Annotated in this window: 13 protein-coding genes; 5 read left to right on the forward strand and 8 right to left on the reverse strand. The window is 70.6% G+C overall.

What is annotated here, in order from left to right; translation table 11 throughout:
* Window positions 1-92: 92 nt before the first annotated feature.
* The 8 genes from ACFUVW_RS14775 to rpmH all read right to left on the reverse strand — a co-directional run bounded on the left by ACFUVW_RS14775 (window position 93) and on the right by rpmH (window position 6,043).
* Complete coding sequence (locus ACFUVW_RS14775; RefSeq protein ID WP_430572084.1) at window positions 93-1,499, reverse strand: ParB/RepB/Spo0J family partition protein; 1,407 nt, start codon at window positions 1,497-1,499, stop codon at window positions 93-95.
* A gap of 169 nt (window positions 1,500-1,668) precedes the next feature.
* The gene (locus ACFUVW_RS14780; RefSeq protein ID WP_430572093.1) at window positions 1,669-2,610 is read right to left on the reverse strand and encodes a ParA family protein; all 942 of its coding nucleotides are present in this window, start codon (window positions 2,608-2,610) and stop codon (window positions 1,669-1,671) included.
* Window positions 2,611-2,903: 293 nt separating this feature from the next.
* Window positions 2,904-3,590 (reverse strand): 16S rRNA (guanine(527)-N(7))-methyltransferase RsmG, encoded by a 687-nt coding sequence (rsmG, locus tag ACFUVW_RS14785; RefSeq protein WP_430572085.1) that lies wholly within the window; start codon window positions 3,588-3,590, stop codon window positions 2,904-2,906.
* A 49-nt stretch (window positions 3,591-3,639) separates the two neighbouring features.
* A complete protein-coding gene (locus ACFUVW_RS14790; RefSeq protein WP_430572086.1) occupies window positions 3,640-4,170 on the reverse strand; it encodes a protein jag in 531 nt (176 codons plus the stop codon).
* 23 nt (window positions 4,171-4,193) lie between these two features.
* Window positions 4,194-5,129: a membrane protein insertase YidC gene (gene yidC, locus ACFUVW_RS14795; RefSeq protein ID WP_430572087.1), complete on the reverse strand. Its 936-nt coding sequence runs from the start codon at window positions 5,127-5,129 to the stop codon at window positions 4,194-4,196.
* A 57-nt stretch (window positions 5,130-5,186) separates the two neighbouring features.
* Window positions 5,187-5,516 (reverse strand): membrane protein insertion efficiency factor YidD, encoded by a 330-nt coding sequence (yidD, locus tag ACFUVW_RS14800; RefSeq protein ID WP_430572088.1) that lies wholly within the window; start codon window positions 5,514-5,516, stop codon window positions 5,187-5,189.
* Window positions 5,513-5,902: a ribonuclease P protein component gene (gene rnpA / locus ACFUVW_RS14805; RefSeq protein ID WP_430572089.1), complete on the reverse strand. Its 390-nt coding sequence runs from the start codon at window positions 5,900-5,902 to the stop codon at window positions 5,513-5,515. Before rnpA ends, yidD begins: the two co-directional genes overlap by 4 nt.
* A 3-nt stretch (window positions 5,903-5,905) precedes the next feature.
* Entirely contained in the window at window positions 5,906-6,043 is a 138-nt protein-coding gene (rpmH, locus tag ACFUVW_RS14810; protein ID WP_013840089.1) for a 50S ribosomal protein L34, read from the reverse strand.
* Between the two features lie 419 nt (window positions 6,044-6,462).
* Here rpmH and dnaA point away from each other — a divergent pair, with 419 nt between their 5' ends.
* The 5 genes from dnaA to ACFUVW_RS14835 all read left to right on the forward strand — a co-directional run bounded on the left by dnaA (window position 6,463) and on the right by ACFUVW_RS14835 (window position 12,441).
* Window positions 6,463-7,878: a chromosomal replication initiator protein DnaA gene (gene dnaA / locus ACFUVW_RS14815; protein ID WP_430549418.1), complete on the forward strand. Its 1,416-nt coding sequence runs from the start codon at window positions 6,463-6,465 to the stop codon at window positions 7,876-7,878.
* Window positions 7,879-8,527: 649 nt separating this feature from the next.
* Complete coding sequence (dnaN, locus tag ACFUVW_RS14820; RefSeq protein WP_429731084.1) at window positions 8,528-9,661, forward strand: DNA polymerase III subunit beta; 1,134 nt, start codon at window positions 8,528-8,530, stop codon at window positions 9,659-9,661.
* A 42-nt stretch (window positions 9,662-9,703) separates the two neighbouring features.
* Window positions 9,704-10,636: a phosphogluconate dehydrogenase (NAD(+)-dependent, decarboxylating) gene (gene gnd / locus ACFUVW_RS14825; RefSeq protein ID WP_430572090.1), complete on the forward strand. Its 933-nt coding sequence runs from the start codon at window positions 9,704-9,706 to the stop codon at window positions 10,634-10,636.
* A 19-nt stretch (window positions 10,637-10,655) separates the two neighbouring features.
* Window positions 10,656-11,846, forward strand: a complete 1,191-nt coding sequence (gene recF, locus ACFUVW_RS14830) for a DNA replication/repair protein RecF (RefSeq protein WP_430572091.1) — start codon at window positions 10,656-10,658, stop codon at window positions 11,844-11,846.
* On the forward strand, window positions 11,836-12,441 hold the full coding sequence (locus ACFUVW_RS14835; protein WP_430572092.1) for a DUF721 domain-containing protein: 606 nt from the start codon (window positions 11,836-11,838) through the stop codon (window positions 12,439-12,441). The genes recF and ACFUVW_RS14835 overlap by 11 nt, the downstream gene beginning before the upstream one ends.
* The last annotated feature ends 50 nt before the right edge of the window (window positions 12,442-12,491 follow it).

A 12,491-nucleotide genomic window follows, 5' to 3' on the forward strand; every position in this document is an offset into this window, starting at 1 on the left:
GTGCTCGCCGCGCGGGCGGGCTCCGAGATCCGGCCGGACACAAGAACGGGCATCGCTCTCCGGGGAGCGATGCCCGTCCGTGGCAACCCGTGTCAGGCGGGTCCGGAACGCAGGAGGCCCGGATCCTCCGGGGCCATCACGCCCAGGATCCTGTTGAGATCCTCGACCGAGGCGAACTCCACGGTGAGACGTCCCTTCGTCTTCCCGATGCTCACCTTCACACGCGTCTCGAAACGGTCAGCAAGCCGCGTCGCGAGCTCGTCCATCGCCTCGCTGCGCTGGCCCGCGCGCGGGGCGCGGCGGGTCGGAGCATCGGTGTCGCCGCTGGTCAGCAGCGTGACGATCTCCTCGGTGGCTCGCACCGACAGGCCCTCGGAGACGATCCGCTGAGCGAGTCGCTCGATCTCCGCGCCGTCGCTGAGCGAGAGAAGGGCGCGTGCGTGACCCGCCGAGAGCACACCCGCAGCGACCCGTCGCTGCACGAGCGGCGGCAGCTTGAGGAGGCGCAGGGTGTTGGAGATCTGCGGACGCGACCTGGCGATTCGCGTCGCCAGCTCTTCGTGGGTGCACCCGAAGTCGTCCAGCAGCTGACGGTAGGCGGCCGCTTCCTCGAGCGGGTTCAGCGCCGCCCGGTGCAGGTTCTCCAGGAGCGCGTCCCGCAGCATGTCGCTGTCGTCGGTCTCGCGAACGATCGCCGGGATTGTCTCGAGGCCGGCCGCCTGGCTCGCACGCCACCGTCGCTCACCCATGATGAGCTCGTAGTGCTCGGCGTCGGAGGGATCGGGTCGCACCACGATCGGCTGTAGCACGCCGATCTCGGTGATCGACGCGACCAGCTCGTCGAGCTCGCCGTCGTCGAAGACGGTCCGCGGCTGCCAGGTGTTCGGACGGATCGACTCGACGGGGATCTCCGCGAACCGCGCGCCCGGCACGGGCTTCAGTTCCGTTTCACGTGAAACGACGTCGGTGTCCTCGATCTGCGGCGCCTCCTCCGCGGCAACCTGCCCGGGAGCGCCCTCGCCCTCGTCCGTGCCGTTCCGCTCGGACGCCGCACCGGTGACGTCGTCGACATCCGGGATCTCGATGCTGGTGATCAGGCCCAAGGAGAGCCCGTCCGCGCCCAGCGAATCCTCCGCGCCCCGATCCGCAGCGTCCCGAGCGTCGGCATCCGCCGAGCCGGCGGGGGCATCGGCCAGGACCGACGTGGGAGCAGCCGAGGTAGGCGTCTTCGCCTGCGTCTCCCCGCCCGTCCGGATGCTCAGGCGGCCACCTGCGATGGCGGAGTCCCACGAGGCGGAGCGGCGGGAGGCGCGCCCGGCGTCGTCGCCGTTCTCCCCGGAGGGCCGGTCCACGCCCACCGTGGCGACTGCGCTGCCGCCGTCGGTCGAGTCGCGTCCTTCGCCCGCAGGGAAGAAGACATCCACCGGACGATCGCCCTCGGGCCCGGACGGGATCAGCGCGCCGAGCCCGCGACCCAGACCACGCTTCTTCTGACTCATGCTCCAGCCTCCTGAACCATCCGGCTCCGCGCTCCCCTGCTCGTCCTGACGAAGTTACCGCCCTGCCCCCGCACCGACGGGGAACCGTCCACATCTCTCCTGCGAGGCGCCCCGACGTGCGCCGTCGCGGCGGCACTGATGCGGGGCGTCGTCGCGCCGTATTGCGCCGTCATCGCAGGTCAGCGCGTTGCGGTGCGCGCTCCGCGAGCTCCCGGGCGGCCTCCAGGTAGGCCAGGGATCCCGTCGAACTCGGGTCGTAGGTCATGACCGTCTGCGCGTGGCTCGGCGCCTCGGAGATGCGGACCGACCGCGGGACTGTGGTGCGCAGCGTCTGGTCTGGGAAGTGCTCACGCACCTCCTCGGCGACCTGCTGCGCCAGGTTCGTCCGCCCGTCATACATCGTGAGGAGGATCGTCGAGACGCGAAGCTCGGGGTTCAGGTGCGCCTTGATCAGCTCGATCGTCTTGAGGAGCTGGCTGAGCCCCTCCAGCGCGTAGTACTCGCACTGGATCGGGATCAGCACCTCACGCCCGACCACGAAGGCGTTCACGGTGAGCAAGCCGAGGCTCGGGGGGCAGTCGACCAGCACGTAGTCGATCTGCTCCTCCCCGCGCTGCTCACGCTCCGCCAGGTAGGCGTCGAGCGCCCGCCGCAGACGTGTTTCACGTGAAACGAGAGAGACGAGCTCGATCTCGGCCCCGGAGAGATCGATGGTTGCCGGCACGCCGTAGAGCCCGGGAACAGACGGGCACTCCTGGACGGTATGGGCGAGCGGCTCGTCCTCGACCAGCACCTCATAGATGGAGGGCGTGCCGGCACGATGTTCCAGACCGAGCGCAGTGGAGGCGTTCCCCTGCGGGTCGTTGTCGATGACCAGGACCTTCAAACCCGACTGGGCCAGGCCGGCAGCGAGGTTCACGGTGGTCGTCGTCTTCCCGACGCCGCCCTTCTGGTTCGCCACCGTGATGATCCGGGTGCGCGCGGGCCGCGGGAACTGGCGTCCCTGGAGCTCGATCCGGCGACGCGCGTCGATCGCGAGCTGCGCCGCGAGCGGGGTCGACTCGTCGGCCTCGGGGACCGAGGCCACCAGCGCCGCCCGGTGTCCGTCGATGGCGGGAGGGAGGCCACCCTGCGCCCACGACAAGCCGGGTGCGGTTTCACGTGAAACGTGCGGATCGCCCGTCGCGGTCCCATCGTTCTGCGGGACGTCGTCGACGTGCTCCGTACTCGTGCTCACGTGCCACTCCTCCGGTTCGTCACAGGGACTGTGCACCCGAGTCGCGGCACGTACGACGCCACGGCCCGGTGCTCCGCGCTCACTCTACGGCCTCAGCGACATCGCGACGGGTCAAAACTCCGGCCCGTGGACAGGCCGGACGTCCGCCCCCTGGGATCCTGCGAAAGTCAGGAACGACGGACGCGGAGGATCGTCGTGGGCTCGACGTCGTCGACCGTGCGCCCCTCGAGGATCTCCGGCTCGGCCGTCTTGAAGGAGCGCAGCACCTTGCGCGCCGGCTCGATCTCCCGTTCGACGTTGCGCCCCTTCAGCACGACCATCGCGCCGCCCTTGCGGACGAGCGGCAGGCTCATCCGTGCCAGCTTGCTCAGTGCCGCCACGGCGCGTGACGTCACGACATCGACCTCGAACGCGCCGTGGTACTCCTCCGCGCGTCCCCGCTTCACCAACACGTTCGCCAGGCCCAGGCTGTCGACGCACTCCTGCAGCCAGGCGGTCCGACGCTCCATCGGCTCGATGAGATGCACCTCGACCTCCGGCCGCTGGATGGCCAGCACGAGACCGGGAAGCCCCGCCCCCGAGCCGATGTCCGCCACCGACCGCGCGTCGCCGAGGTAGGGAGTCACGGCGGCCGAGTTCAGGATGTGCCGCTCCCACAGCCGTGCGACCTCCCGCGGTCCGATCAGACCGCGCAGCTCGCCCTCGTCCCTCAGGCTCTCGGCGTATCGCGCCACCAGCTCGTACCGGTCCCCGAAGTACGCACGGACGGCCTCGCTCTCCTCGAGCTCCGCGTCGTCGCCCGTGGGGACCTGTGTCTCGTCACTCACGCTCTCTCCCTTGCGCTCCCACCACATGCCGAGAGCCCGTCGTTTCACGTGAAACAACGGGCTCTCGAGACGACTGTCAGGACTCCGGTGCGGCGTCCTGGTCCGGGGCCGGCTGAACCACCACGTACCGTGCCGGCTCCGCGCCCCGCGAGTCGCTGACCAGCCCCGCCGCTGCGACGGCGTCGTGCACGACCTTGCGCTCGAAGGCGTTCAGCGGGTCGAGCTCCACCTCACGACCGGACTCGCGCACCTCGCGGATCGCGTCCTCGGCCAGCACCGTCAGCTCCTGCCGACGCGCCGCACGGAACCCGGCGATGTCCAGCATCAGACGGCTCCGCTCCCCCGTGCGCGCCTGGACGGCCAGGCGGGTGAGCTCCTGCAGCGCCTCCAGCACCTCGCCGTCGCGCCCGACGAGGGCCGAGAGGTCCTCGTCCACGTCCGCCACGATCTCGACCGCGGCGCGGTCGTGTTGGATGTCCAGGTCGATGTCGCCGTCGAGATCGGCGATGTCGAGGAGCTCCTCGAGGTAGTCCGCCGCGATCTCGCCCTCCTCCTCGAGGCGCTTCGTCCGGTCAGGACCCTGCTCCACCGGCGTGTCCGTCGTCATCGGTGTTCGATTCCTCTCGCTGGTCAGCGGCGCTTCTGGCGGTTCTTGCGCTTGGGCTGCTCACGCTGCCCGCGGGGCTTCTCGGGCTCGGGCTCGGGGGTCGCCTCGATGACACCCTTGGCCGCGGCCTTCCGCGCCTGCTTCTCCTTGAGGAGACGCTCTGCCTCCGAGCCGGGGGCCGGCATCTTCTTGATCGTGTAGAACTGCTGGCCCATCGACCAGAGGTTCGAGATGACCCAGTAGATCAGCACACCCACGGGGAAGTTGATGCCCGAGATCAGGAAGATCACCGGGAGGATGTAGAGCATCATCTTCTGCGTGCTCGCCATCGGCCCCTCGAGGGCGGCCTTGGGCATGTTCTTCATCGTGAGCTGACGCTGCGTGAAGAACATGGTGGCGCTCATCAGGATGATGAGGCAGATGACCACGATGCGCGACGTCATCGAGTCGGTCGTCCGGAAGATGTCGGAGAGCTGGGCCCCGAAGAGGCTCGACGTCTCGATGTCGCCGGCAATGCGCTGGTCGATCGGGCCGATGGCCTTGTGCGTGCCCTCGGCGATGCCCTGCAGGTTGTTGAGCACCCGGAACAGCGCGAAGAAGATCGGGGACTGCAGCAGGATCGGCAGGCACGACGCCATGGGGTTGGTGCCGTGCTTGCGGTACAGCTCCATGGTCTCGCGACCCATGGCCTCCCGGGACGCCGGGTCGGTCTTGCCCTTGTACTTCTTCTGCACGGCCTGCAGCTCGGGCTGCATCATCTGCATGCCGCGCGAGGCCTTGATCTGCTTGAAGAACAGCGGGATCAGCGCGATACGGATCACGACCGTCAGGGCGACGATCGAGAACACCCATGCCCAGCCAGGGCCGTCCTGCATCCCGAGGGTCGTGAACAGGGCGTGGGCCCCGTACATGATCCAGGCCACGACCCACTCGATGGGGTAGAGGATGGTGTCCAACATCCCGAATTGTCTCCTCTGTCGGAAAGTCTGCGTCCCCGGCGGCGCGGTCCGGGAGGGTCAGTGGTGTGCTGCGCCGCGGTGCTCGTGACCTGCCCCGCCGACATCGCTGTCGGCGTGCTGGGACCGAGCGGGTGGGACGTCGTCGACTCCGCCGAGGCTCCACGGGTTGCACCGCAGGATCCGCCACAGAGCGAGGCCGGTTCCCCGTAGCGTGCCGTGCGTACGGATCGCGATGATCGCGTACTGGGAGCACGACGGGTAGTACTTGCAGGTGGGCCCCGTCAGCGGGGAGATCACCGACTGGTAGACGCGCAGGACGCCGATGAGGACGGTGGCCGGGAGGTTCCGCAGCACGTCGCGCCCGCGGTCGAGCGTCGAGGCGGTCACGTCGTCCTCCGGGCGCGCGCGACGGCGCGGTCGAGGCTGCTCGTGAGGTCCCTGTCGAGCTCCGCGTACGTGGCGCCGCCCGAGGCGGGCAGGGCGCGCACGACCATCCTCGCCCCGGCGGGGAGGGCGGCGAGGTGCGCTGCGGCGATGTGCCGCAGCCGGCGCTTCACCCGGTTGCGGTGCACGGCGTTCCCCACGGCCTTGGATACGACAAGACCGACCTGTGACGGTGCATCGCCCGCGACAGCACCGACGCCGGCCTCAGGGCCGGAGTCGGGGTCGACGAGGAGATGCACCACCACGGTCGATCGTCCTGCACGCGTGCCGCGGCGCACCGTCCGTTCGAAGTCGACGGAACGGCGCAGTCGGTGCGCCGCGGGCAGCATCCGTCAGGCAGAGAGCTCGGCGCGACCCTTGCGCCGACGGTTCGCCAGGATGGCGCGGCCGGCACGGGTGCGCATGCGCAGCCGGAAGCCGTGGGTCTTGGCACGACGGCGGTTGTTCGGCTGGAAAGTCCGCTTGCTCACGAGGTACTCCAAGAAACGTCGGGGAGGCACACCGTCAGTTCCTCGACGATGCAGGTCTTGTCGCAGGTCGGACCACGCGTACGAGACGTGGAAGCACCGACCGGGCCGACCCGAGGACCGGCAGCCCGGTTAAGGGCGCGCGAAAGGACCTGGAACGGCTGTCCGACGTTACGCCGTGGAGCCCCCTCAGGTCAAACCCGCCCGGGGGCGACCCGGAGCGGCCGGTGGCTACGATGTGGAGGACCTCACGCACCTCGGCGCGACGTCGCGCCGGCCGCCCGGTACGGTCATCGCCCACAGCCTTGTCCACAGGTTCCACAGCATGTGGACAACGCTGTGGACGGAGATCTGGCGTGGCAGACTCGCGACCTCGTTGACCTACAGCTGCCCCATCCCGAACGACCCGAAGGACGACGCCCGTGGCCCAGCCGGACGAGAACATCACCGACGTCTGGGCACACACGCTCGCCACCCTCGAGGCACGGCCGGACATGACCGCCCGGCAGCTCGCGTTCATCAAGCTCGCGAAGCCGATGGCGATCCTCGAGGACACCGTGTTCATCGCGGTGCCCCACGAGCAGACCCGCGCCTACCTCGAGACCAGCGTGCGCGACCAGCTCGTCTCGGCGATGGCCTCCACCCTCGGCCGTGACATCCGGTTCGGCATCACGGTGGACCCCGAGCTGAGCAGCGACACCCTCACCGGCCCGTCGCAGGACTACACCGCTCCCCCGGAGCCGGGCGTCCCCGACGAGCCGGAGGCGCCCCCGCTGCCACCGAGCCCCAAGCAGTCGGCCGAGCCGACCCGGCTGAACCCGAAGTACATCTTCGAGACCTTCGTCATCGGCTCGTCCAACCGGTTCGCCCACGCCGCCGCCGTCGCCGTGGCCGAGGCCCCCGCCAAGGCGTACAACCCCCTGTTCATCTACGGGGACTCCGGGCTCGGCAAGACACACCTGCTCCACGCCATCGGCCACTACGCCCACAACCTCTATCCCCACGTGCGCGTGCGCTACGTGAACTCCGAGGAGTTCACCAACGACTTCATCAACAGCATCGGCGAGGGGCGTGCCGGGGCCTTCCAGCGCCGCTACCGCGACGTCGACGTCCTCCTCATCGACGACATCCAGTTCCTCGAGGGCAAGGAACAGACGATGGAGGAGTTCTTCCACACCTTCAACGCGCTCCACAACGCGGACAAGCAGGTCGTGATCACCTCCGACGTCCCGCCCAAGCAGCTGAACGGCTTCGAGGACCGCCTGCGGTCGCGCTTCGAGTGGGGCCTCATCACGGACGTGCAGCCGCCGGACCTCGAGACCCGCATCGCCATCCTGCGCAAGAAGGCCGCGAGCGAGCGTCTCGACGTCCCCGCCGAGGTGCTCAGCTACATCGGCTCGCGCATCTCGACGAACATCCGCGAGCTCGAGGGTGCGCTCATCCGCGTCACGGCCTTCGCGAACCTCAACCGCCAGGCGGTCGACCTCGCCCTCGCGGAGATCGTGCTCAAGGACCTCATCACCGACGACGACACGCAGGAGATCACCCCGTCGATGGTGATCGCCCAGACGGCCGCCTACTTCGGCCTCACGATCGACGACCTGTGCGGCTCGTCGCGCTCCCGCGTGCTCGTCACCGCGCGTCAGATCGCCATGTACCTCTGCCGCGAGCTCACGGACCTGTCGCTGCCAAAGATCGGCCAGCAGTTCGGCGGCCGCGACCACACCACCGTGATGCACGCGAACAAGAAGATCGCGGGCCAGATGGCCGAGCGCCGTTCCACCTACAACCAGGTGACCGAGCTCACGAGCCGCATCAAGCAGCAGCACCGCGGCTGACCTCTCCGCACGACCGCACCGCCTCGCGGGCCCGACCACGCTCTCCACAGGGCTGTGGATCCGGGCCCGTCGGCGTCTCTCCACATCCCCGCCCACAGGGTCATGCCCGGAAACGGCCGGTTCCGCCCTACCTGTCCCCAGGCCTGTGGAGCAATATCGTGGACAAGTGGCCCCTCGCGGCCGAGGGAGAGATTCACACCTGTGGAAAACTCTGTGGACGCGTGTGGATCACGGCCCGAGATCCGTGGACGACGACGCCCCGATCGGTGGACACCTGTGGGTGCAGATTCCGTCGCCCACAGGCCACAGGTGTTGTCCACAGCGGCGCCCCCACAGCCTCCACACCCACAACAGCGCCCTGACCTGCGCAAACACCCGTCATCCCCAGATTCCACAACCCCGATGACGATGACGAACGTGTGATCAAGAAGAAATTCCCCACACCTTCATCAGGCCGGCTCGACGGTCCGGGGCGGCCCGGGGCGCTGGCCTGAGGATCACGTGCCGAAGAGCCCTTGTCTCGCGTAGGGTTTGGCTCGGACGACGAGGCAGGTCGGGTCATGTCGACGGTCCGGGCCGGTCCCGGACCACCGACCCCACGCCCGCACGTCCACTTCGATCGACAAGGGTCGACAACGCGAGGAGTGGGATGAAGTTCCGGGTTGAGCGTGACGTCCTGGCCGAGGCCGTGACCTGGACGGCGCGCACGCTCCCCACGCGCCCGCCGGCACCGGTGCTCGCGGGCGTCCGTATCGAGGTCGACACGGCGGGCACCATCTGGCTGTCCAGCTTCGACTACGAGGTCTCCGCCCGCGCGGAGATCCCCGCCGAGGTCTCGGAGCCGGGCACGGTGCTGGTCTCGGGCCGGCTCCTGGCGGAGATCTCCCGGGCCCTGCCGAACAAGCCCGTGGACGTCACGCTCGAGGGCACCAAGGTGGTCCTGACGTGCGGTGCGTCGCGCTTCACGCTGCTGACGATGCCGGTGGAGGACTATCCGGCGCTGCCGCAGATGCCCGAGCTGAGCGGCACGGTGACCGGCGACGCGCTCACGCACGCCGTCGCGCAGGTGAGCGTGGCCGCGAGCCGCGACGACACGCTCCCCCTGCTCACCGGCGTGCGCATGGAGATCGAGGGCGAGCGCATCACCCTCATCGCCACCGACCGGTACCGGCTCGCCCTGCGCGAGCTCACGTGGACGCCGGCCACGCCGGGCTACTCGGCGGTCGCGCTCGTGCGCGCCCGAACCCTGACCGACGTCGCGAAGTCGCTCGGCGGGGGCGGCGGCCTCGTCAACGTGGGCCTGTCCACCGGTCAGGGCGTGGACCTCATCGGCTTCGAGGCGGGCGGCCGCCACACGACGTCGCAGCTCGTCGACGGCGACTACCCGCCCGTGCGGCGCCTGTTCCCGGACGCGACGCCGATCCACGCCGTCGTGGCCACGGCGCCGCTGATCGAGGCGGCCAAGCGCGTGTCCCTCGTCGCGGAGCGCAACACGCCGATCCGGTTGTCGTTCACCGACGGCCAGGTCGTGCTCGACGCCGGCCAGGGCGACGACGCGCAGGCGTCCGAGGCCCTCGAGGCGGTGCTGGTGGGCGAGGACATCCAGGTCGCGTTCAACCCGCAGTTCCTGCTGGACGGGCTCGGCGCGCTGGGCACCGACTTCGTCCGGCTGTCGTTCACGCACCCGAACAAGCCGGTCGAGTTCACCGGCCAGGAGTCGCTCGACGGCGAGGACTCGTCGGAGTACCGCTACCTGCTCGTGCCGATCCGCTTCGCCGGCTGAGCACGTCCTGCCCGTTCGCCCGCACCGCTCCCGGAGGTACCCATGGTCAGCCACATCGGACTCGTCGGTCTGGGCAAGATGGGCAACAACATGCGCGAGCGGCTGCGGCTTGGCGGCATCGAGGTGACCGGGTACGACCCGCGCCCCGAGGTGTCCGACGTCGCGTCGCTCACGGACCTCGTGGCCGCCCTGCCCGCGGACCGGCGTGTCGTGTGGGTGATGGTGCCGGCTGGCGACCCGACCCGCGGCGTCGTGCAGGAGCTCGGCACGCTGCTGGGCGAGGGTGATGTCGTCATCGAGGGCGGGAACTCGCACTACCCGGAGGATCAGGCCCGCGCGGCGGAGCTGGCCGAGCGCGGCATCGGCTATGTCGACGTCGGCGTCTCCGGCGGTGTGTGGGGGCTCGCCAACGGCTACGGGCTCATGGTCGGCGGCGCGGACGACCAGGTCGACTACCTGATGCCGATCTTCGACGCGCTGCGGCCGGAGGGACCGCGCGAGGAGGGCTTCGTGCACGCCGGCACGGTCGGCGCGGGCCACTTCGCGAAGATGGTCCACAACGGCATCGAGTACGGCCTCATGCAGGCGTACGCCGAGGGTTACGAGCTGCTCGCCGCGAAGGACATCGTCACGGACGTCCACGGCACGATGAAGGCCTGGACCCGGGGCACCGTCGTGCGGTCGTGGTTGCTGGACCTCATGGTCAAGGCGCTCGAGGAGGACCCGAGCCTCGCCGCGATCGACGACTGGGTCGACGACTCCGGCGAGGGGCGGTGGACCGTGGACGAGGCGATCGACAACGCCGTCCCGCTCCCGGTGATCTCCGCGGCGCTGTTCGCGCGCTTCTCCTCGCGGCAGACGGAGTCCCCCGCGATGAAGGCCGTCGCCGCGCTGCGTCAGCAGTTCGGCGGGCACGCCGTGAAGCCGGCCGGCCCCGCCTCTCCCGGAGCGGGCCCGCTCGAGCCCCCGGCCTGACGGGCCCCGCCGGGGGACCATGTACGTCTCGCACCTCTCGCTCCTCGACTTCCGCTCGTACGCCGCGGCCGACGTCGAGCTCGAGCCTGGCCCGAACGCGTTCGTCGGCCGCAACGGCCAGGGCAAGACCAACCTGGTCGAGGCCGTCGGGTACGTGGCGACCCTCGGCAGCCACCGGGTCGCGAACGACACCCCGCTCATCCGGGCCGGCGCGGAGCGGGCGGTGGTCCGGACCCGGATCGTGCGCGGTGACCGGGCGTCGACCGTCGAGCTGGAGATCACCGCGGGCAAGGCGAACCGGGCGCGGGTGAACCGCGGGCAGCTCGGCCGCGCGCGCGACGTCCTCGGCATCCTCCGGACGGTGCTCTTCGCGCCGGAGGACCTGGCGCTCGTCAAGGGCGACCCCGACGGCCGGCGACGCTTCCTCGACCAGCTGGTGGTCCAGCTCCTGCCCCGGGCCGCGGGTCTCCTGGGCGACTACGAGCGGGTCATCCGGCAGCGGTCGGCCCTGCTCAAGTCGCTGCGCGGGGCGCGCCGGTCCGGCGCCGGGCCTGTGGACACGAGCACGCTCGAGGTCTGGGACGCGCGGGCCGCGCAGCTCGGCGGGCAGATCCTCGCCATGCGGCTGGCGCTGGTCGAGGCCCTGCGGCCGCACGTCGCGGCGGCGTACGAGCAGGTCAGCGACGCCGACGGCGACGCCGAGCTCGCGTACCGCTCGAGCGTCCCGGGGGCCGCGGACGGGACGACTCCCGCCGCGGAGGACCTGGAGAAGGCGATCCTCGCCGCGATGGCCGAGGCGCGGGCCCAAGAGCTGGACCGCGGGGTCAGCCTCGTCGGGCCGCACCGTGACGACCTGGTCCTCACCCTTGGCGGGCTGCCTGCGAAGGGGTACGCGAGCCACGGGGAGTCGTGGTCCTTCGCGCTGGCGCTGCGGCTCGCGTCGTACCGGCTGCTCGGCGGTGGCGACGACCCGGAGCACGTGCCGGACGCCGCGTTCTGGGACCCCGATCTCGACACGGACGCCGACCCCGTGCTGATCTTGGACGACGTGTTCGCCGAGCTGGACGTGCGACGCCGCGAGCGGCTCGCCGAGCTCGTCGCACCGGCGCGTCAGGTGCTCGTCACCGCCGCCGTGCCCGACGACGTCCCGCCCGGGCTGCTCGGGGCACGGTTCGAGGTCACGCCCGGCCAGGTGAGTCGTGCGTCGTGAGGACGGCGAGGGCGTCGACGACGGCCTCCCCATGGACGACGACGCGGGCGGCTCGTCGTCGCGCGCCGAGGACCCGCGGCCGGTCAAGGACCGCACCGAGCTGACGCCGCCGTCGGCGGTCGCGAGAGAGGCGCTCAACCGTGCGAAGGCGGCGGCGCGGGCCAAGGGACTCCGCCCGGGCTCGCCGGCGCGACGCTCCCCCCTCGCGGAGCCGCGCCTGTCCGGGCAGGGGCCGGGCGCCCGCGACCCGCAGCTCCTGTCGGAGGTGGTGGGGCGACTCATGCGCGACAAGGGGTGGACGGCCGACGTCTCGGTGGGTGGCGTGATCGGGCGCTGGCGGGAGGTGGTGGGCGACCAGGTGGCCGACCACTGCCAGCCGGAGACCTTCGAGCAGAAGGTGCTCGTGGTGCGCGCCGACTCGACGGCCTGGGCGACGCAGGTGCGCCTGCTGGTGCCGACCCTGCTCCGCCGGCTCGAGGAGGAGGTCGGCGAGGGCGTGGTCGAGCAGGTCACCGTGCTCGGGCCTGCCGGGCCGGGGTTCCGCCGCGGACGGCGGTCGGTGCGCGGCCCCGGGCCTCGCGACACCTACGGCTGAGGGGTCCCGGGCCTGTGGACGAGAGAAGGGGCCCGGCCGCTGCTGCGGCC

Source organism: Isoptericola sp. NPDC057391, from assembly GCF_042668085.1.
In the GTDB taxonomy this organism is placed as follows: domain Bacteria; phylum Actinomycetota; class Actinomycetes; order Actinomycetales; family Cellulomonadaceae; genus Isoptericola.